We start from the raw sequence: 23,153 nt of genomic DNA on the forward strand, positions 1-23,153 counted from the left end.
AGAATTTTCACTACAAAACGCAACAAACTGCGGCGGCATCAAAATCTTCCTGGCCTTTCTCGAAAAAATCAAACTGCCGGAGGCGATGTGCAGCCTCTCCGGCGGCAAAGCGCGCAACTCCCTCTTCCCCGTTTACCGTATTCTGCTCTATCTCATCGTTGGCTGGATGCTTGGCTGCGAACGGATTTTTCATTTCCGTCGTTTGCAAAGCGACGTGCTGCTGAGGCNCTTTCTCGGCGGCCGCTGCCCGCATCACAGTCTGTTGTACAAGGAATTGATCCGGCTTGGTCGTTTCTGTCCCTCTCTGGTTAACGAACTGCGGAGGCTGAATCAAGAGATCATTCGACCCTGCTTGCCACCTGAGCTGATTCTCGATCTGGATTCCACGGTAGAGACCGTGTATGGCGATCAGTCCGGCGCGGCCAAAGGCACAAATCCACACAAGCCCGGGCGTAAGAGCTATCATCCCCTGCTTGCCTTTGAAGGCCAGAGCCGACTAAACTTGAACGCCGTGCTTCGACCGGGCAATACGCACTCTTCCACCGATGCGGCCGACTTCCTGCGGCAAACCTTTAGACTGCTCGACGAACACAAAGTGAAGTACGCAAGGTTCGACAAAGGCTTTGGCGGTGAAGATTTTTACAGCTTGTGGGAGCAGCACCACATCGGCTATGTCGGCAAGCTGAAATGGACCCAGCGGCTGGCCAAGGAAGTTGGGGCTTGTCGTTACTGGACGCGATATGTCGACGAAGAGTGGATCATCGAAGGTATTTGCTTGATCTACCAAGCGACCTCCTGGAACAAGGCGCGTCGTGTAGCGATCATCCGTAAGGCGCAAGTGTTCGAGGAGGGCCAAGGCCGCATTGTATTCGATTCGGACTGGCAGTACGAAGCCATGGTGACTAATCTGGAATGGGAACCGATCGATTTGTGGCGATTCTACAATCAGCGCTGCTGCATGGAAAATTACATTAAGGAAGCCAAGAACGGGTTTTCCATCGATCGCATTGCGACAGGTGATTTCAAAGCCAATGGTCTGGATCTGCTGATCAAGCTGCTGGCCTACAATTTGTTCGAGCGCTTCAAACGTGACTGCTGTGAGCCAGTCCATCAAGGCTATACGATTGCCCGGTTCCGTCTGGAATTCTTTTATTGCGCCGCAACGCTCATTCGGCATGGTCGCTCTATCCTACTCAAGCTTGCGAGGGACTTTCCCAGCCGTTATGTCTGGAAACGAATCGAGGTTCGAGTGGCGCAGTTAGAATAATGATAAGCAAAATTTTACATGGAAATCAGGACTGCCTCTTCATTGGGGAGGGGGAAAGACCATCTGCCGCAAGCTTCCGTCTCCACTAAAACATGGGAAACTCCCACCTTTTCACTTCTTAAGTCGCCATTGCTTTAGCATCTTGCATTGATCTTATGCACTTTCGAAATTCAGGTTAATAATTGGGATAAATGTGAACCCAAAGATGTAACGGGAGCAAAGTTTGCGTACATATTTATACCAACAAGTCTAGGATTGGTTATCAAGGTCCAGTGTGATGTTTGTAAAAGGGAATTACTACTAACCGAAGATGATTAAATCTTGAATTTTACATTTCTCCCAATGTGAATAAGGAATTCTACGCGACCGGATTAGATCTGGTCGTTTTTTTGTGCAGAACATATATTCGCTGACAAAAAGTTGTCATGACTTAATTATAAAATAAAAATATACTAGATCACTGAGGCAGAGGCAGAGTTTTTGGAGTTGTAGATGGGGGTGAAAAGAATGACATTGATTAAAGATCTGAGTACGAATGATGAATTCGTCGGCTTCTATTTGCTGAAAGAGCTGGAGCTGAAGCAGACCAATACATCCCCGGCAAAGGATTACTTCGATTTGGTGCTGTGTGATGCCAGCGGCCAGCTCCCTGCAAAGTATTGGGATGTGAAGGAAACAGAAAAAGACAGCTTTTCTCCGATGACGCTAGTCAAGGTTCAGGGAATCGTTCAATTGTATCGGGAAAAGCCGCAGGTTAAGATCACCCGGATTCGCAATGTAAGTAATGAAGACGGTGTGTCTCTAACCGATTTTATTCGGGCGGCTCCAATTGGATCTGCGGAATTATTAGAGGTCATATACAGAGTAATCGAGAGTATTTCGGACCCGGTCATTCGTGATATTGTAAGCTTTTGCGTCGATAAGGTGAGTGAGAAACTGGCTCATTATCCGGCAGCCAAAATGCACCATCATGCATACTTTGCAGGCTTGGCCTATCATATCGTTCGTATGCTAGAGATCGGCGAGTTCCTTTGCAAGCAGAGGGCATTTCTAAAAGAGGATATGATCAAAGCCGGGATTATCCTACACGATATTGCAAAGCCAGAGGAGATGATCGCTCAGCTTGGGGTCGTGACAGATTATAGCACTCAGGGAAAGTTGATCGGTCATATTGCAATGGCAGCTGGTTGGATCACAGAAGCTGCATTGCGGCTGGAACTTCCGCTTGATTCGGAACAAGTAATCGGATTGCAGCACCTTATTCTCTCTCACCATAACCTCGGAGAATGGGGGAGCCCGGTACAGCCGCAAACGGCAGAAGCGGTAGCATTGCACTATATTGACGCACTGGATGCCAAACTCCAGATGGCGGAGGACGCACTAAGCGCCACTTCGGACAAGGAGTTGTGGACACAGCCAGTCCGAGGGCTGGAGAATAAAGCGTTGTACCGGATGTCATTGTAGAAATTAAAATATACGAAGAAAATGCAATGAAACAAAAATACTTTGCGGCAAAATAGCGGCAATGGTATAATGTTATTGAGGAAGGTGATGTTATGTTTACACCCAAATATTCAATAACGGACACCATAGCCCGCAGACTAATGGATATACAACGCGCCAGTGTTGTGGTGGATTTACTTCCACTGCCCGCATCTATTCTGGATTTGCTTAAGAAAGAATCGATGGAAAAGACGGTCATTCTTTCAACGAAAATTGAAGGAAACACGCTTGACGAGGCGACGAAGCGAAAAGTCTTGTACCAAACCAGCAATGACAATGAAGAGCAGGAAGTTTATAACTTAATGAAAGCTTTGGAATACCTGGATGAAGCCGAAAAAAGACAGCTCCCGGTCACAGAGGAATTTATTAAAAAGCTGCATGCTATTATCCGAATATCACACGGACGAAGACCGCGTGTTAGCGAGTATCGCGAAGAACAGAATCAAGTAGGCAGCCGCAATGCCTCCGGTTTTTATTTGCCGCCGGAATGGAAAGATGTCCCGGTATTAATGGAGGATTTGGTTGCCTGGGTGAACTCGCCGGAAACCTATTCGGTTCCGGTTCCTATCAAGGCTGGCATATTCATGTGGCAGTTCCTAACGATTCATCCGTATTTGGACGGGAATGGCCGAACGGCTCGGATGATCACGACATATCTTTTACGACGCGGCGGATATGGCTTAAAGGGGTTATTTGTACTCGAGAATTTCTATGACCGCAACTTGGCTGAATATTATCGCCGACTCCAGTTGGGTCTCCATCACAATTATTATTTTGGTCGGAATGAAGCTGATTTGACGCCTTGGCTGGAATTCTTTATCGATGGTTTGGCGGAGGTTTTTCAAGAAGCCGCTGCCATCGTAACGGAGAAATCTGCTCAAATGACGAAAATCGAACCGGATCTAATTCGCAAGTTAGATCCCCAGCAAAGAATGGTGTTTGCTCAATTAACCTTTAAACAAGACACCCTAACGACAAGCGAAATGAGGGACCTGTTGCGTTTGTCGGACCGTTCAATAAGGGAAAAGGTAAGTCATTGGAGAGAAGAAGGATTCATTGAGCCGCGCGATCAAGACGCCAAAAGAGTTCGTTCGATCAAATTATCCGCGGAGTACGAGAAGCTGGCCCAAGACATTCGGAATGCCCCGGATCAGTTCGCTCATTTTCTAAAATGAATGAAGCACTGCGATCTCAAGTTGAGATGCCGCAGTGCTTTTTTTTTGTGCGAAGAACATATATTCGCTGACAATCTATGGTCGTTGCGATTTGTCATAATGGAGGAAAGACATGCGGGAGTGAGTACAGTGGATCAACCGATCTATATCGCCGTCACAGGCACGCAGCATTACTACGGAGCAGCATTTCTAAAGCCGGGTCAAATCGTTCACTTGATCAAAGACCCGGATAATCCGCATGACCATGAAGCGATAAAGGTGGATATGATCCCATTGGGCAAAATCGGTTATGTCGCCAACAGTCCGCATACCGTACCGAAAGGATGCCGCAGCGCCGTTGCGTTTTCTCCTTATAGGCAGGAAGAACCAGGTAAAGCGTAGAATCCCAATGATGATAAGGATTTACATTCTATATGCCACGATAGGAGATATAGCATGACGGATAAAGTGATTCAGCTCTTTAAAATACTTCTCGCCATTCAATCCAATCCGGGGATTTCGGCCAAGGAGCTGGCGGACAAATGCGAGACAACAGATCGAACGATTTACAGAGACTTGAGGATTTTGGATTTGATCGCACCGATCACGAACGAGGGTTATGGGAAAGGGTACCGTTTTGTCGGTAATTTCGCCATGTACCCGCTGAATTTCACGGAGCAGGAAGCGTTGGTGTTCTCTGTCCTGCCCTCCGTGTTGGACACCAGCAAGTTGCCCCCAGGCTTTGAATCCGCCTACGACAAGGTGATGGCTAACCATGTGAAAGAAACCCGGAAGCGGTACGATACATTGGAAAATGTCGCAGGCATGATCCAAATGGGCACCCCGGCTTATCGGGAGAACAGTACCAACTTCTTGCTGCCCATCATGGAAGCGATTATCGCCAGTAAGACGATCAGGGCTGTTTACCATACCCAGAGCCGGAATGAATTGACGGAGCGCGAAATTGATCCGTACTACCTGGTTCCAAGGGATCAACGGTTTTACTTGATCGGCTATTGTCATTCCAAGCAGGACATTCGCACGTTTCGTATAAGCCGTTTCCGCCATGTAGAGTTGACAAGTAATCGATTCGACAAGGGTGATTTTAACATTGCTCAGTATATGAAGCATACCTGGTCGATTGAACGCGGGGATTCTTTAATCACTTTTAAGATCAAATTCCAACCTGATGTCGCACGGTATGTGAAGGAAGAAGAATTATTCGTGAGACCGAAGATGACCGATCTGCCGGACGGCAGCTTATTATTCGAGGTCACCGTCAACCACGAGCGGGAGTTTATGAATTGGGTGGTTCAGTACGGACCTTCAGCGGAGATTTTAGAGCCTGCATCTGTCCGGGAAAAGTTCAAGGAACAGCTACAGCGTTGGGGGAAGTTGTATGGGCAGTAAGGTGCTGTTGTTGAACGATAGACGAAAGGAAGGTGTCCCTTTTGAAAATAGCAGGCACGTTTCTAGAACGTTTATATGATGCAATCCGTAAAGAGCCATTTCGCCGCAAAATGATTATTGCTCCTTCCTACATCGAAGGACAGTCCTGGTTGATGCGAATATGCCGGGAATTAGGGCCGGTTATGAACGTGGAGGTCCAAACGGTTCAATCCTTTGTAAGAAGTCAGGTTCAGTTCTCCCTGTATCAACAAGGGCTGACTTTCATCGGGGAACAGCGGTCCTTTTGGATTATCCATCATGTCATGGAACAAATGGCTTCCAAGCCGGATTCCTACATCGCGGTGGATCAAGTAAAGCCTGGTATTGCCATGCATGTTCACCAAGCCATTATGGATCTGCGCCGTGCCGGGGTGAAAGCAGAAGAACTGCGAAGCGATCAATTTTTGAGCCAGCAAAAAGGCAGCTATGTCAGAAAGGTGCTGTCAGCGTATGAGCGCTTTCTGAATCAGCGGAGCTGGATCGATTTCCCCGGCCTTTTGTCGCATTTACCAACCCAATTGCCGGAAAACGTGGAGCTTATTCTGCCAGACCCTATGCCGCTTTCACCGGTTTCCGCCCGGATGATGGAGCGGTTGTCAAACGGACGGATGACGAGGATTATAGCGGTTTCTTCCTTCACTGACGTCCAATCCACAATGCCGTTCGGAGAGGTTCAGTTCTATCATGCGACCGGAAGGCTGGCGGAGGTTCGCGAAGCATTGAGACGAATCATTCAGTGTAGGATTCCATTGGATGAAGTAGAGATGATCGTCGCGGATGAAGAATATGCGTTGGTTATTTCGACCATGTGTGCTTCTTTCGGTCTTCCCTGTTCCTTTGCAGACGGGCTGCCTGTGATTACATCCGGAATGGGAAGAGCCGCCCATTTCCTGCTGAACTGGTTGGAGTCCGGTTATCAGGTGCGGCCGCTCGTATCGATGCTGCAGCAGCAATTGATTACGTTCTCCGATCGTGAGCAAGGAATAACGAATGCGGATTGTATTCGAGCTCTGGAGAAAAGCGGAATCGGCTGGGGGAAAGAACGGTATATCAAGTTGCTGGGGTCGGGGCATGTTCGGTTCCAAGGGGATGCAGATGAAAAACCCGAAGAATGGGAGCGGACGGAACAACAACAGCGGGATGACGAGATCAAGAAGCATCTGACAAACCTCCTGGGAGAATTGTTTCCTGACGAAGCGGCGCTCTCCTCTCCTAAGGGAATCTGGGGATGGCTCGTTAACATCTTGGATCGATTTGGTGTATGCGGAACGGGAGATGATGCGATCGTCCTGCAAGAAATGAAAGGTATCGCTAAAGAACTGCAGGAATGTCCTGTTCCGGACTCGATGCCGTTTCAGCAAATGCTCTTGTATGCCCGAGACATGCTGCAGGAACTTCGAGTCGGGGTGCAACGGTTACCCAAGCCCGGATTCCTGTACATATCGAGTTTGTCGAACGGGGGGATCAGCGGGAGAAAACATACGTTTCTTCTCGGGATGGATGAACAGTCGTGGTCCGGGAATATCAGGCAAAATCCCATGCTTCTCGATGAAGAGTGCGGACGGATCGGTGCCGGGCTTCAAACAGCCGTGCAGAGACAAAGAGATCGGCAACGCCTTCGTGATGGTCGGCTTGGGATGATAAGCGGCAATATCACATTTAGCTTCTCGTCGTATGACTTGGCAGAAGGAGCGACAGCAAGCCCGGCTTTTCAACTTCTACAGGTATTCCGAAAAGTATCCGGAGAAACGAATGCGGACTATGAGATGTTGCACCGAAGCTTAGGCGAACCTGTCGGGTATTTGGATGTAGAACAGCCATCCTCTACTGAGCTAAATGGACTGCCATTGGACGGCTCTCATTATGTCTTCCGACAAATCCATGCGAATGTAAACCTTATGAGGGACCGGCAATCCTTCATCGAATCGGTCTATCCGTCGCTACGTCAAGGCAGACTTGCACTCGAGGCACGCGGCAGCTCGCAAGTGACGGAGCATGACGGATATATTGCGGGGGATGAATGGGCTGATTATTGGAAAGGCCGGGACGAACGGACGCTTAGCGCAAGTCAATTGGAGAAGTACGCGGAATGTCCGATGCGGTACTTTTTCCAATATGTGCTCAGGATTCGCGTGAAAGATCAGGTGACTTTTGACCGTACCTCCTGGCTGAAGCCGAATGAAAGAGGCTCGCTGCTGCACGAGGTTTATCGTCGTTATATGACGGAAGTCAGCGCAAGTAAAGCCGTGTCTATTACACACGATCATGCCCGTTTGCTTCGTATTGCGGAGGAGACGATTCTCTTATATGCCGAGCGGATTCCGGCACCGAGCCCTCATGTGTTTGAGAGGGAACGGCAAGCGATGCTCCGGGATGTGGACGTGTTCTATCGCATGGAATTGCAGGCTAAGACGGCCCCCCGGTTTTTCGAACAAGAGCTCATCGTGGACGGCCAGCCGTTGCACCTTGAGCTTGGCGAGGACATGGCGATTACGCTGCGCGGGATCGTCGACCGGATCGATCAAGTTGCGTCGCATCAATATCGAATTATCGACTATAAGACCGGCAGTCCTCGGCCTTACAAGGAAAATGGCATGTTCGCAGGCGGTACGCAGCTGCAACACGCGCTTTACGCAATGGGGACGGAGCTTTGGATGCGGCAAACGGGTGTGGATTCTGATGCAAAAGTGCTTGAAGCGTCTTACGTCTTTCCAAGCGAACGGGGGCACGGGCAAGTGATTGCGTGCTCGCAAACCGAACGTCATCGAGTCACCGAGGTGATCCGAGGAATCCTTTCGTCGATGGAACAGGGATTGTTTATTCCCGCTTCAAATCCTGGGGTCTGCAGATATTGCGATTTTGCGGCTGTATGCGGAGAGCACGCAGAGATGATGGCCGATAAGCGAAAGGACGAAGTGAATTCGGAGCTACTGCACACGCTGCTGGAGGTGGAGAACATTGAATGAACCATCTGATCAACAAGCTAGAAAGAGGATATTGGAGGAGCTGAACACGACCTTTCTGGTAGAAGCCGGTGCAGGCTCGGGAAAGACAACCAGCTTGGTCGGCAGATTGCTGGCGCTCATCGAGTCCGGAACGGCGAAGATGGAGCATATTGCGGCGATCACCTTTACGAATAAAGCGGCGGATGAGATGAAGGAGCGTTTCCGCATTGCTTTAGAGCGGAAAACGGCTGATATTGAAGGCGAAACTAGAGAACGAATGGAAGAAGCTTTGGCCAATCTGGACCAAATCTTCATTGGAACGATCCATGCGTTCTGTTCCTCCATGCTTCGCGAGCGTCCGATTGAGGCCGGATTGGACCCTTCTTTCGAAGAAATGGATGATGAAATGAATCGCGCGTTCCACGATCAATGCTGGGATGAATATCTGATTCAGCTGCAGGAGGAAGATAGTGAAGCACTTGCCTCCTTTACCGAGGTGGGAATCGACGTCAGCATCCTGAAGAATGTCTATGATCGGGTATCTATTTTTACGGATCTCCAAATCCCTTGCGAACCGGTTCATCGTCCTGATTTCAACCTCATCCGACTCTCCTTGCTTCCCATGATTGAAGAAGCCAACAGGTTTCTACCGACAGCTGAACCGGAAAAAGGGTGGGATAATCTTCAGGCAAAACTGCGTACTGCTAATCGTATGCTGCGGTTGTCGGATGAGCAGGACGATATGTTGATGCTAACGCTTGCGAAGATGTTTGACTTCAAACTGGATGTGAAGCAGTACAAATGGACGGATAAGAAGCAAGCCAAAGCCATATCCGAACGATTTCACGATTGGCAGATTACGGTCCTGTTCCCCTTTCTTCAATCGTGGCGGGAATATCTGTATCCGAAAGTCATTCAATTTGTCTTGCCTGCATTGGAGTATTGCAGAGAACGGCGATTGCAGGCAGGGAAGCTGAACTTTCAGGATCTGCTGATGTATGCCTGCCGTCTTCTGCGTGATTACCCGGAGGTTCGCGCATTTTTCGCCGGGCGCTACCAACGGCTTATGGTCGACGAATTTCAGGACACCGACCCGGTCCAAGCGGAAATGATGTTTCTCTTAACGGGGGCCGGCGATGATCCGAATGAACGGAATTGGCGGAAGCTTACTCCAAAGCCGGGTTCCTTGTTCCTCGTGGGAGACCCGAAACAGTCCATCTATCGTTTCCGCCGCGCGGATATTTCCATTTATAACGAGGTTAAATCGCGGATTCAAGCATGTGGAGATGTGCTTCACTTGACCAGCAATTTCCGATCCGTCGATGCGATCGGCGATTTTGTGAACGGGCAATTTGTCGGCAAGCTTCCCGTCCGGGAAACCGATGTTCAAGCGGCGTATGTCCGGATGGAAACGAATATACCGAATCCAAAGGGGAATAAGCGCGCGGGTCACGGGGTTTATGCACTCACTTACCCGAAAATTCCCGGAGGCAAGGATGAAGTAGCGGCGGTTGACGCACAGCGTATTGCCGCAACCATCGCGTGGGCTTGCCGCGACGGAAATTTGCAGGTTCAGGAGCGCAACGGTTCATCTTGGGTGCTCAGAGAGGCGCAGCCCAGCGATTTTCTTATATTGACAAGAACGAGGCATTATTTGCATCTCTACGCAGAAGAATTGGAGAAGCGGGGCGTTGCTGCGGAAACTGTCGGAAGCTCCGCTCTATACCCCGAGCTTCATACGCTGGGACAATTGGCCCTCTACCTGGCCGATCCATCCGATCAGGTGGCGATGCTGAGCGTCTTGCGCGGACCTCTATTCGGGATTAGCGACAAGGAACTAATGGCGTATCGTGTTCAAGGGAATGCGTGGTCGATCTACCGGCTGCCAGAGGAGTCAGCAGAACAGGATAATCGAGTTGTCGCTGCATGCCGGAAACTGCGGGAATATGCCAGCTGGGTGAAAGAATTGCCTGCATGGGCAGCCTTGTACCGCATTCTGGAGGATACTGGTCTTTTGCCTTATTCCACGGTGCAAGAAGCAGGGGCGAACCGTTCGGGAACACTGCTTAAAATGCTGGAATTATTGCAACGTGACGCCATGCTCGCATCGGATTGGCATGAACTGACGCGTGCGATTTCGAACATTCGGGAGAGTAACGGCATGGAAACCGCCAGTCTCTACGCGGGCAAAGGGCAAGCGGTTCGGATCATGAACGTGCATAAGGCGAAAGGGCTTGAAGCGCCTATCGTGTTTCTCGCTTGTCCTTGCGGGGAGAAGGATCATGACGCCGACCAGTTTGTTGATCGTTCGGAGGCTGAGGCCGCGGGCTATTTCCTGATCCAACAATCGAAAGGGTTCCAGAAGGAAACGATTGCCCAGCCGGTTGGCTGGGAAGCGATGAGCGTGCGGGAGCGAGCATTCATGCATGCGGAGCGGGATCGACTTCTCTATGTCGCGGCGACACGAGCGAAACAAATGCTAGTGGTCTGTCTCTATCCCGAACAACCTGCCAAGTGCCCGTGGAGTTCACTCATGGATGGGATGGAGCTAATCCGGGAGTTGGATGTTCCGGAATCGGATGTTCAAACAGATGAGTATGATCGGGAACTTGACGGAGATATTGTAATTGGGACAACTTCATCTGGTTTATCCGGGTCCGAAGCCTCATCCATTGATCTAGGTGCTTACTTGGCCCAGAGAGAGCAGGTGTTCCATCAACTGCGCCAACCGACTTATGCCGAATCAACCGTTACCGGGCTGACGAAGAGCATGAGCGACACGCCGGAATGGTCAGCCACTGGGAGGGGCCAATCTTTCGGCAGCGTGATCCATAAGGGGCTTGAAGCAGTTGGAAAAGGTCTTCCGATGAGCGAATTGCCTGTATACGTTCAATACCTCTGCCAGACCGAAGGAGTATCAGAGAAGGACGCGGGGGATGCCCTGCCTGTTCTCCGAGAAGTTCTAGAAAGTGAACTCTGGCAGCGCAGTCTGCAAGCGAAGCAACGGTTGTTTGAAATCCCGATCATGATGGTTCAGGGCAATAGGGAGACAACGTCTTATCCCGCAACCGAGCAAACGATGTCGGAAACAGCCGCCGCGGCATTAACACAACAGTCCAATAACGGCGGCAATCTCTTGGTGAAGGGTGTAATAGATTTCGCTTTCGAAGAGGAAGATGGCTGGGTGATCGTCGACTTCAAAACGGATCAATTGGATGAGAACAAATTGGAGCAGTTTGTCCGGTTTTATGCGCCACAAGTGCAGGCTTATGCTAAACCCTGGTCGGAGACATTCGGCTATCAAGTGAAGGAAGCTGGTTTGTATTTTGTTAGTTTGCAGAAACATGTCATATTAGGACAGTCCGTAGTATAATTAGACAAGAATCTACATGGCAGAGGAGATCGTTATGATTACAGGTGAATTAAGGCAAAAAGTAGACCGGATTTGGGAGACATTTTGGACCGGCGGAATCACTAACCCATTAAGTGTGATCGAACAGTTTACATATTTGTTGTTCATTAAAGGACTGGACGAAGCGGAAACGCGTAAGGAAAATGAATCCGTGCTGCTGTCGTTACCTTTTACCGGATTATTTCCAAGTGACAAGCAACACTTACGCTGGAGTCAATTTAAATTGTTCGATCCTCAGCGGATGTATGATGTTGTCTCGAACGAAGTATTTCCTTTCATCAAGACGCTTCACGGAGATAAGGATTCAGCCTATGCCAAATACATGGGTGATGCCATCTTTATGATCCCGACTCCGAATATGCTTGTACGCATTGTCGAAGGCATCGATACGATTGACATGAAGGATAGAGATACTAACGGGGATTTGTATGAGTATCTGCTATCCAAGGTAGCTACAGCTGGAACGAACGGACAGTTCCGGACTCCGAGACACATTATCGAAATGATGGTCGCTTTGATGAAACCGACGCCTGAAGATATTATTTGTGACCCGGCTGCTGGTTCGGCGGGATTTCTCGTTGCCGCGGGAGAATATTTGCGTAACCATCATGCCGATCTATTCCTAGTTCAGGGGTTAAAGGAGCATTTCAATAATCATATGTTCTACGGTTTCGATATGGACCGTACGATGCTTCGTATCGGTGCTATGAATATGCTGCTTCATGGAGTGGATAACCCGAATATCGAATACCGTGATTCCTTGAATGAAAACAATACCGACAAGGACAAATATACACTAATCTTAGCCAATCCGCCGTTTAAAGGGTCGCTTGATGCGGATGCGGTAGCAGCGGACTTATTGCGTGTGACCCGCACAAAGAAGACGGAGTTGCTGTTCCTTGCTCTGTTCCTACGTATGCTCAAAGTTGGGGGACGCTGCGCTTCCATTGTACCGGACGGTGTTTTATTCGGGAACAGTACGGCTCATAAAGATATTCGTAAGGAAATTGTTGAGAATCACAAACTTGAAGCAATTATTTCAATGCCAAGCGGGGTTTTCAAGCCGTATGCTGGGGTTTCGACAGCTATTATGATCTTTACCAAAACAGGTGCAGGCGGGACAGATCACGTTTGGTTCTATGACATGAAGGCGGATGGTTACTCGCTAGATGATAAGCGGAATCCGATTGAGGCGAATGATATCCCCGATATTGTTGGGCGTTTTGGTAATTGGGATGCAGAGAAAGAGCGTAAACGCACGGAGAAGTCTTTCCTGGTTCCGGTAGATGAGATTCGTAACAATGAGTATGATCTCAGTATTAATCGTTACAAAGAAACAGAGTATGAGGAAGTTAAGTACGAGGACCCGAAAGCTATTCTGGCTTCGATCAAGCAACTAGAGGAAGAAATTGTTAAAGGTCTCGAGGAACTGGAGGCGCTGCTAGGGTGAGAGTTAGAAGGATTGGAGATTTATTTACAATTGCTAAAGGAAAAAAATATGAAGATGCTCAAGCAAATGCTGCGAACGAGATGGTTCGTTATATACAGATAGAAGACCTACGAAATGACAACAACATTAAAATGGTAAACAAAATTGATAATGGCGTATACGTAACAAGTAATGATGTATTGATTGCATGGGACGGCGCCAATGCGGGAACAGTTGGCTATAATCTCACGGGAATTATAGGCAGTACATTAGCTGTATTAAGACCACTGGATTCCGATAATTATATTCCATATATAGCAATGTTTCTTCGATCAAAGAGTTCTTATCTAAGAGATAATTGCACTGGGGCAACAATTCCGCATATCAATAAGAAAGTTTTAGAAGATATTGAAGTCCCGTTACCTTCGTATGATCAACAAAAAGAAATTGCATATTTACTAGATAAAGCCCAAACTTTAATTAATAAGCGCAAACAAGCAATAGCCAAGCTTGATGAATTGGTTCAAGCTGTGTTTTTGGATATGTTTGGTGATCCAGTTAGTAATGATAAGTCTTGGGAACAACACATATTTAACAAATTTATTCAGGATATTGAGAGTGGATGGAGCCCAGTATGTAAAACCACTCAAGCAAACAGTGATGAATGGGGAGTTCTTAAGTTAAGTGCAATTACGTCGGGATTATACAATGCCTCTGAAAATAAAGTAATAACAGAAAGTACTATTCCAAAGCCTAGCTTAGAAGTTAGAGCGGGAGACTTATTATTTGTTAGGAAAAATACATTAGATCTTGTTGGGACTTGTGCTTATGTTTTTGAAACACCCTCAAAATTAATGTTGCCCGATACCATTTTCCGATTTGTTTTAAGAGAAGATAGTAAAATGAATAAGCTCTTTTTGTGGCAACTATTTAATTATCCCAAATATAAAAAGCAAATTCAAAAATTAGCAGGCGGTACTGCCGGATCCATGCCAAATATATCAAAGAGCAAGTTATTAAATTTTGAAGTAATATTTCCTGACCCAGAATTACAAAATAAATTCTCTGCGATAGTCCATAAGATTGAACTACAAAAGAGGAAGCAATTTCATTCTCTCCAACAACTAGAATCCAACTTCCAAGCCCTGCTTCAAAAAGCTTTTAAAGGCGAATTGAAAGTGAAGGACGGTGTAGCGGTCTAGATGAGCGATGTACAATTATCAAATTTTGGATTTCTCAGTGCAAATAAAACATATGCCAGCTTTGCAGGTGCATGTGTAGAGGCGGAGAAAGCATTGGTTGTCAGTCCGGCGACCAGTGCTATCCTGTGCAGACGGGCTTTGGAGCTTGCTGTAAAATGGCTGTTTACCTATGATAGCGACTTGAAGGTTCCCTATCAAGACAATCTGTCAAGCTTGATTCACGATGTAACTTTTCTCCGCGTAATCGATCAATCCATGTTACCTCAGCTGAAATATATCACGAAGCTAGGCAATGCCGCTGTACATTCGAATGCGACGATCAGCCGCGGCGAAGCAATTCTGTCACTTCGTAACCTGCATAACTTTATCTGCTGGATTGATTATTGCTATTCGGTCGAGTATACCGCGAGAAGCTTTGATGAAAAACTCCTGTTGGAAGAGAACAAGCGCCAAGAGAAAGTGAGACCTCAGGAACTCCAGGACTTATACGACCGTTTAGGTTCAAAGGACCGTAAGCTGGAAGATCTGATTAAAGAAAACGAAGAGCTTCGGAAGCTGCTGACAGAACGCAAAGCACAGAATACCCTTGAGTATGACTTTGCGCCGGATCAAATCAGTGAATATGAGACCCGCAAACGTTATATTGATCTCGAGCTAAAGCTTGCAGGATGGACATTCCGGCAAAATGTATTGGAAGAGTTTGAAGTCCAAGGTATGCCAAACGGACAAGGGATCGGTTATGTCGACTATGTGTTATTCGGTGAGAACGGGAAGCCCCTTGCCGTTGTGGAAGCGAAACGAACAAGTTCTGATCCCAATATAGGTAAGCAGCAAGCAAAGCTTTATGCGGATTGTTTGGAGCAAAGGTACGGACAGCGTCCGGTCATTTATTATACGAACGGTTTTATAACGAACTTCTGGGATGATCTTTACTATGCCAGTCGGCAAGTATCCGGGTTCGCCAGTCAGGATGAGCTGCAGCTTCTCGTGAACCGGCGCTCGATCCGAAGGCCGCTGCAGGGTGTACAAATCAACAACTCCATTGTAAATCGTCCTTATCAGCATGAAGCAGTCCTCTCGGTTTGTGATGCATTAAACAAAGGACAGAGGACCGCTTTACTTGTCATGGCGACAGGCAGCGGTAAAACACGTACCGCGAGTGCTATTGTTGATGTGCTTAGCCGACATAACTGGGTGAAGAATGTGTTGTTTCTTGCTGATCGTACAACGCTTGTTCGTCAAGCCAAAAACAGCTTCAGCCAGTATTTGCCCGATATGACACTATGCAACTTGCTGGACAGCAAGGATAATCCGGAAACGGCGAGAATTGTTTTCTCTACGTACCCGACGATGATGAACGCAATCGATGAGGCCAAGCGAAAGGACGGCAAAAAGCTGTTTACGGTTGGTCATTTTGACTTGATCATCCTTGATGAATCGCATCGAAGCGTCTATAAGAAATATAAGGCCATATTCGATTATTTTGATGCTATCCTGCTGGGCTTGACGGCAACTCCCAAAGATGAAGTCGACAAAAACACATATGACGTGTTCCGTCTGGAAAATGGTGTTCCAACCTTTGCCTATGAACTAGAGCAAGCAGTCAAGGAAGGATATTTGGTGGATTACCGTACCGTGGAAACAACAACCAAGATCATGGACGACGGCATCCGCTACGATGATCTGTCCGAAGAGGAAAAAGAGCAATACGAAGAAGTGTTGCTGGAGGATGAAGAAGAGGAGCCGCGGGATATTGATAGTGCAGCGATTAACGAATGGTTGTTTAACCAGGATACGATAGACCGTGTGCTGCAGTTTGTTATGGAGCGGGGCTTGAAGGTAGAAGGCGGAGATAAGCTGGGCAAGACCATCATATTTGCCAAAAACCATCGGCATGCAGTTGCAATTGTAGAGCGGTTCGATAGCCTGTATCCTGAATTAAAGGGGCATTTTGCACGGGTCATTGATATCAAAACGAATTATTATCAATCTCTGATTGATGATTTTTCCATTTGGAACAAGCTTCCTCAAATTGCTGTTTCCGTTGATATGCTCGATACAGGCGTAGACATCCCTGAGGTTGTCAATCTGGTATTCTTCAAGAAAGTTCGCTCGAAGTCGAAGTTTTGGCAGATGGTGGGCCGAGGGACACGGTTGTGTAAAGATCTACATGGTATTGGTGAGGACAAGCAGGAATTCCTGATCTTTGATTTCTGCCGTAACTTTGAGTATTTCCGGGCCAATCCGAAAGGGAAGGATACCGATATTGCCGAGACCTTATCGGAAAAATTGTTCAATGTTCGTACTCAGATTGTACGTGAACTTCAACAACTGCGTTATCAGGAACCCGAATATATAGAACATCGCACGGAATTGGTGAAATTGTTGAAGGATAGCGTGAGTGCGCTAAATGAGGAGCATTTTCGCATCAGACAGCATATCCAGTATGTCCATAAGTATAAAAATGACGCTGCATGGCGCTCCTTAACCGATACTGATATGGGGGATTTGAAGGAGTATATTGCTCCTCTTGTCGTTTCTTTAGACCATGACGAATTAGCAAAGCGGTTTGATTATATGATGATGATCATCGAATTGGCTAAGCTTCAGGGAACACAATCGGTGAAGCCGCTTCGCAAAGTCATGGAGACGGCAGAAAAACTCTCCAAGTTGGGTACGATTCCTCAAGTCGTCGCACAGCGACATGTCATAGAGAAGGTCTTGACGACAGAGTTCTGGGAAGAAGCGGACATCTTCGAAATGGAGAAAGTTCGTGTTGCTTTACGGGATCTCATTAAATTCCTGGAACGGGAAACACAACAAATCTATTATACGAACTTCAAAGATGAATGGCTTGCTGTAGAGGAAAGTAGAGGCTTCTATAACACCAATGACCTGCAAAATTACCGTAAAAAGGTCAACCAGTATTTACAAACGAACAAGGATCAAATCGCTATCTATAAATTGCGCAACAACAAACCGATCACGAAACAAGATCTGGAGACGCTTGAACATATTCTATGGGCAGAACTCGGAACCAAAAAAGATTATGAGCGGGAATATAAAGACTTACCGGTAACGAAGCTTGTACGGACGGTCGTAGGGCTCGACCAGGAAGCCGCGAATGAAGCATTCACGGTATTCCTGCAGGAAAACCGTCTGAATGTCCATCAACTACGGTTTGTGAAGCTGATTATCGATTATGTAGTGAAAAACGGTATTCTTGAAAAATCCGTACTCCAAGAGGAGCCATTCCGCTCGGTCGGCAGTATCACGGAACTGTTTAGTAATAATCTGGACGATGCACGAGCAATTATCGGTATTATTGATACGATTAATAAGAACGCTGAGGTTGTTGGGGCTTAGTATTTTCGGATTGTAGATACTACTACTAATTTAATTACTTGCATCTGGGCGTAACTAAAATGGACATCTATTTTAGTTACGTCTTTTTTAAATTAACATTTTCGGGGTGAAGAAGTAATGATTAAAGAAATTTCCATTAAGAAGATAGCAACTTATGATAGTACAGGTGTTGTCTTTAGTGGATTAAAGAAAATTAATTTTTTCTACGGTTCCAATGGAAGTGGGAAAACATCATTATCAAATGCTATGAAAAATATTGAGAACTTCCCGGATTGTAATATTGATTGGGCATCACAACCATTAAAAACATTGGTATATAACCAGAAATTCGTTGAGGAAAATTTCCATCAGGATTCGCACATTAAGGGTATATTCACATTAGGTAAGGAGTCAACTGAAATAAAAAATGAAATTGCTGAAAAGAAGAGGCTTGTTGATAAATTAGACGAAGAGATTCGTAGATTGCGCACTAACTTGTCCAATAAAGAAGAGGAATATAACGCGAATGAAAATGAATTTATAGAAGATTGCTGGGAATTGAAAAGAAAATATGATAACGAGTTTTTGCAAGCTTTTTCAGGTGTTCGAAATAATAAAATGAACTTTATGAATAAATGTAAACAGTCGCATTCACTTGAAAATAAGTTATGTGATTTAGAGGATTTACGTGCTCGTTCAAATAAATTATTTAATGGAAGTTTAGTGAAAATTCAAACGTTGCAATCAATAAAGAATGACGAACTAAACGTTGCTTGTTCAAGTCGAATATTCCAAAAACAAATTGTTGGTAAGCAGGAGGTCGATATCGCCGCTCTCATTTCTAGACTGGCTATAAGCGATTGGGTAAAAAGAGGATATGATCATATACATAAGTCGGAAGGTAAATGCCCTTTTTGTCAACAGTCATTGCCGGATGGTTTTTTGAATAAATTGGAAGAGTACTTTAATGAAACCTATGAAAATGAAATGAAGGAATTGGCAAATTGTGTTAAACTATACATGGAATCATATGATAATCTTGAGACTTCGATCCAGGATCTAATGGAAAAAGAAGTACCATATATCGATAAAGAGAGAATAAATCAACAGTTAGAAATAATAAGATCGAAAAACGAAATCAATCTCGAATTAATTGAACAAAAACAAAAAGAACCAAGTAAGAAAATTGCATTAGTTCCTGTTGACGAATTTGTAAAAATTATCAATTTAGAAATTGAGAGGGTTAATCAGGAAATCCTTGGACATAACAGGTTGGTTGATAACCGAGCCCATGAAGAACAGCTTCTTAAGGATCAAATATGGAGATTCATTGCAAATGAAAATCTGCATAATCACGAAAAATATGTACGCAAAGAATTTAATATTAAGAATGCGATTACAGGGATAAAAGATGGGATCTCATCAAAAACATCTGAGAAAAACAGATTGATTTCAGAAATCGAGGGTTTAGAGGCTCAAATCACTAGTGTAATTCCATCCGTTAATGAAATGAATCGTCTGTTAAAAGCGTATAATTTTACAAATTTTAAGTTTGCGTATACACAAAACCAGGGAAATTATCGCTTGGTACGATCCACTGGAGAAGATGTGAATCAGACGTTGAGTGAAGGTGAAAAGACATTCGTAACGTTTTTATATTTTATGCATTTGTTGAATGGAAGTAATAACAGAGATCTTATTACAGAGAATAAAGTCGTTGTAATTGATGACCCTATTTCTAGTTTGGATAGCAATGTATTATTTATCGTTAGCAATCTTATTTTAAAACTTATTGATGATATCAGGAACAATCAAAATAATATTGTTCAATTATTTGTTTTAACCCATAATGTATATTTCCACAAAGAAGTAACTTTTAATAAAAAGCGTTCAAAAGGCGGAAAATTACATGATGAAACATTCTGGATTATAAGAAAAGTTAATAATGTTACTGAGGCTCAATCCTATGATACAAATCCAATAAAAACTTCATATGAGTTAATGTGGCAAGAACTTAGATTTGCAACACAGAGTAGTTCTTCAACAACGGTTCAAAACTTGATTCGTAGAATTATAGAAAACTATTTTAAAGTATTTGGTAATTTTAGTGAAGATGATATACTGAATAAATTCGATGAAGAGGAAAAGTTAATATGTAAATCGCTTTTATCCTGGGCAAATGACGGGTCACATTTTGCAAGTGATGATTTGTATATTGAACATCCATTAGATACAAACGCTAGATACCTTAATATATTTGAAAAAATATTCAAAGTTACAAATCATCATGCACATTATAAAATGATGATGGGAGTAGAAGAAGCTGATCAGAGTGAGATCCCTCATGCACAGGTATCGTGATTGATTGAGCCTTTCCCATTAACAATAACAAATATACAATACAATTTACCCAAACAAAGCGTTTCTTTATTACTTTGTTTGGGTTTTTCTTATTTTTACAGGACTTATTGCCTATATTGTCGAATTAGCAGCAAGGGGGTTTTATTCCATGAGAACGTATATTCTATGACAACATGTTGTCTAATCAGTATGTTCTAATATGATCAGCAGACATTAGCGATGGAGGGATTGGGTATGGCATTTCTGAAATGCTCGGAATGCACCAATATGCTGAAGGCGATTCAAATTTCTAATAAGATCAGTCAAGTTGGGGAGCAACGGCTCCTAGAATATTCGCCAACAGGGATCAAATGCTCAGACTGGACTCCTGTAATTGAAAACCTCCGAGGATACGAAGAGGGAATTTACTGCCCTTCTTGTTTTGCTATCGTTCCTCTAGAGAAAGAAGAATTTATTCTATGTGAAGATAACCGAATTCCCGGCGTAGTAAGTCATGAGTTTTCATCCGATGATGTACTGGATAAGCTGAAGAAGTTGGCCGAGGAAGAAGTTGCCGAGATTTATGTTCATACACTTCCTGCGAAAGAAGCTACTTTTGCGGATATTCCTGAATCAACGCCAGAGCCCATCAAGGACGCCTTACATCGAATGGGAATTACGCAGTTATATTCTCACCAAGCACAAACAGCCGATGCAGTCCATTCTGGTTCGAATGTTGTCTTGGTCACTTCAACATCATCTGGAAAGACGTTGTCCTATAACCTGCCGATTCTTAGCCGGTTGTATAATCATCCTGAAGAACGGGCATTGTACATATTTCCTACCAAGGCATTAGCTAATGATCAACTAGATCAAATCAGACGTTTTGGTACGGATGAAACGAAGGATCAATCATCCTTGGATGAGTGGTTTGAAACTCAATTGCACTTAGGAGATCGCCTGATTCATATCGGCCGGCTGGATGGGGATACCGAGAATGGGCCGCGGCAGCGAATTATGGAAAAAGCACAGGTATGGATGACGAATCCGGATATGATTCATTACTCCATTCTCGGGCAAGTTCAGAAGGTGAAGTATGCGACCGCACACCACATTCGGAATTATCTGCGGAACCTCAAATTTATCGTGCTTGATGAGATGCATATGTACCGAGGTACATTCGGAAGTCATGTCGCATTGGTACTCAGACGCCTGCTTAAGGTTTGTCGAGAACTTGGTAATACTCACAACATCCAGATTATTACGAGCTCAGCAACGATTGAAAATCCTATTAGATTAGCAGAGGATCTTACAGGTCTTAGCGGATTCACCCTCATCAATACAGATGGTTCCGCCCATCAGAAAAAGGGGATCGTCCTCTGGAATCCCGGTATGTCAGCCGATGAACAAGTCCGCCGCGCGCCTTCTACCGATGCGATTACGATGGCGAAACAAATTATGACTGTGGATCAGAAGGTGATTAAGAGCATTATTTTTCAGCCTTCTCGCAGCCAGACGATGGTATTTACCCGTTATATCAAAGACGTCTTGCGCCAGCCTCTCCGACTACCAAAAGAGAAAGTGGAAGGAGAAAAACTCGCGGCATTTTATACCGGAATACTGCCGAATGATACTCGGAAACGGATTATTGAGAGACTCAAGTCCCACGACATTCATGTCATTATTACTACCAATGCCCTTGAAGTCGGGATTGATATCGGTGATTTGAGTCTTGCCGTTCTTGTTGGTTATCCCGGATCGAAAGCGGCATTCTCCCAACAGATCGGACGTGTTGGCCGCAAAGGCGAGGGTGTTGCCATATTGATCTGGCAGGATGAACCGCTTCAGCAGTATTACATGCGTAACCCGCTTGAATTTATCTATAAAGCTCCCGAGGTAGTTAGGATTAATCCAACAAATTACAAGTTGTTAGCCATGCACATCCCGTTACTAAGAGAAGAGCTCGGGAGAGAAGTCACGAAGGAAGACTTGCAGGACATGTTTCCTGGATTACTCGAAGATTATATTGAGACTGTACTGCAAGTAGCTGCAACAGCTAACGATGAGGCGATCGTTGATGACAAGTTTAGTCTTCGATCAATGTCTGGTAAAAATTACAGCGTAACCATTCGGGGACAAAATCAAACGATAGTAGACAGTTTGGATGAGTGGAGTGCTCTTCGTGATTTTTATGAAGGCGCGATCTATTGGACTCCTGGAGAGAAAGGCTATCGAGTAGACTCTATCAATCGCAGAAAAGGTGAAATTATTGTATTGCCTATTCAGGAACTAACCTATTACACTCAATCTACTTATCGTGATGTCATCGACATTATGCAGACTTATCAGAAGCAAAATATCGAAGGCATCGATATGGCCTATGGTGAACTGGAGATCAAGCGGAGCGTCTTCGGTTATAAAAAAGTTTACTTCGGACAGAAGCATGAGTCGGAGCAGGTTCAATTGGATCATCCGTCCGTCACCCGATTCACTCCGGAAGGAATGTGGGTTACACTAACGGATTCTCAATGGAGCCAATTGAAAAATGGCATTCAGGAGTTAGCGGATGAGGGCAGATCCATCGACTTATTGGCTGAAGCTTCCCTTCACGCTGCAGGTCACGCTATGACTTCGGTTATTCCTGACCTCATCATTTGTGACGCTAATGACTTTACAGGCTTTTCGGCGAGCGGGATGACGGCTTTTGCCAATAGACCTGTTATCGGCTTCTATGGCGAGAACGGGTCCGGTCTCGGGACCATCGAAGCGATCTATGAGAAACTTCCGCAAGTGCTTCGAAAAGCGCTTGAACTTATTGAGAGCTGCCCTTGTGCCGAAGGATGTCCTAGCTGCGTGCAGCTCCCAGGTAAAGGGAATATTGAATTGTTCAAACCTGGAGCCAAAATGCTGCTGAAGATTTTGATAGAAGGGATCGATTAAGAATGCCTGTAATCTGTTCCGCTTGCGGAGGCCAAAGACCTTACGGGGACTTCATTCAAATCAGCTATAAGGCGGATCCAAAGGGCTATTACCGTAAGATCCATCAACGTGCAAACGGGATTCGAGTTTCACAGTGGCGCTCCCTTGAACCCGATATGGAGTCCTAT

Annotated in this window: 12 protein-coding genes; all 12 read left to right on the forward strand. The window is 45.5% G+C overall.

The genetic code is table 11. The features are described 5' to 3' along the window. Positions 1–1,267, forward strand: a 1,267-nt coding sequence (locus M891_RS0100005; protein ID WP_028537348.1) for an IS1380 family transposase, incomplete at its 5' end; no start/stop codon positions are given. Between the two features lie 507 nt (positions 1,268–1,774). Next, complete coding sequence (locus M891_RS0100010; protein ID WP_028537349.1) at positions 1,775–2,731, forward strand: 3'-5' exoribonuclease YhaM family protein; 957 nt, start codon at positions 1,775–1,777, stop codon at positions 2,729–2,731. Positions 2,732–2,823: 92 nt separating this feature from the next. Beyond that, complete coding sequence (locus tag M891_RS0100015) at positions 2,824–3,945, forward strand: Fic family protein (protein WP_028537350.1); 1,122 nt, start codon at positions 2,824–2,826, stop codon at positions 3,943–3,945. A gap of 129 nt (positions 3,946–4,074) precedes the next feature. Further along, on the forward strand, positions 4,075–4,326 hold the full coding sequence (locus tag M891_RS22925; protein WP_198032006.1) for an HIRAN domain-containing protein: 252 nt from the start codon (positions 4,075–4,077) through the stop codon (positions 4,324–4,326). 54 nt (positions 4,327–4,380) lie between these two features. Beyond that, positions 4,381–5,334, forward strand: coding sequence for a helix-turn-helix transcriptional regulator (locus M891_RS0100025; protein WP_028537351.1), 954 nt, complete (start codon positions 4,381–4,383; stop codon positions 5,332–5,334). Between the two features lie 41 nt (positions 5,335–5,375). Then, positions 5,376–8,339 (forward strand): PD-(D/E)XK nuclease family protein, encoded by a 2,964-nt coding sequence (locus M891_RS0100030; RefSeq protein WP_028537352.1) that lies wholly within the window; start codon positions 5,376–5,378, stop codon positions 8,337–8,339. Continuing rightward, on the forward strand, positions 8,332–11,691 hold the full coding sequence (locus tag M891_RS0100035; RefSeq protein WP_084628768.1) for a UvrD-helicase domain-containing protein: 3,360 nt from the start codon (positions 8,332–8,334) through the stop codon (positions 11,689–11,691). Before M891_RS0100030 ends, M891_RS0100035 begins: the two co-directional genes overlap by 8 nt. 34 nt (positions 11,692–11,725) lie before the next feature. Then, positions 11,726–13,180 (forward strand): class I SAM-dependent DNA methyltransferase, encoded by a 1,455-nt coding sequence (locus M891_RS0100040; RefSeq protein ID WP_028537354.1) that lies wholly within the window; start codon positions 11,726–11,728, stop codon positions 13,178–13,180. Next, a complete protein-coding gene (locus M891_RS22930; RefSeq protein ID WP_051416774.1) occupies positions 13,177–14,361 on the forward strand; it encodes a restriction endonuclease subunit S in 1,185 nt (394 codons plus the stop codon). Before M891_RS0100040 ends, M891_RS22930 begins: the two co-directional genes overlap by 4 nt. Continuing rightward, the gene (locus tag M891_RS0100050; protein WP_028537355.1) at positions 14,362–17,727 is read left to right on the forward strand and encodes a DEAD/DEAH box helicase family protein; all 3,366 of its coding nucleotides are present in this window, start codon (positions 14,362–14,364) and stop codon (positions 17,725–17,727) included. A 117-nt stretch (positions 17,728–17,844) separates the two neighbouring features. Continuing rightward, the gene (locus M891_RS22935) at positions 17,845–20,067 is read left to right on the forward strand and encodes an AAA family ATPase (protein ID WP_036699007.1); all 2,223 of its coding nucleotides are present in this window, start codon (positions 17,845–17,847) and stop codon (positions 20,065–20,067) included. A gap of 234 nt (positions 20,068–20,301) precedes the next feature. Beyond that, positions 20,302–22,986 (forward strand): DEAD/DEAH box helicase, encoded by a 2,685-nt coding sequence (locus M891_RS0100060; RefSeq protein ID WP_028537356.1) that lies wholly within the window; start codon positions 20,302–20,304, stop codon positions 22,984–22,986. The last annotated feature ends 167 nt before the right edge of the window (positions 22,987–23,153 follow it).

Source organism: Paenibacillus sp. J14, assembly GCF_000518465.1.
Taxonomy (GTDB): Bacteria; Bacillota; Bacilli; order Paenibacillales; family Paenibacillaceae; genus Fontibacillus; species Fontibacillus barengoltzii.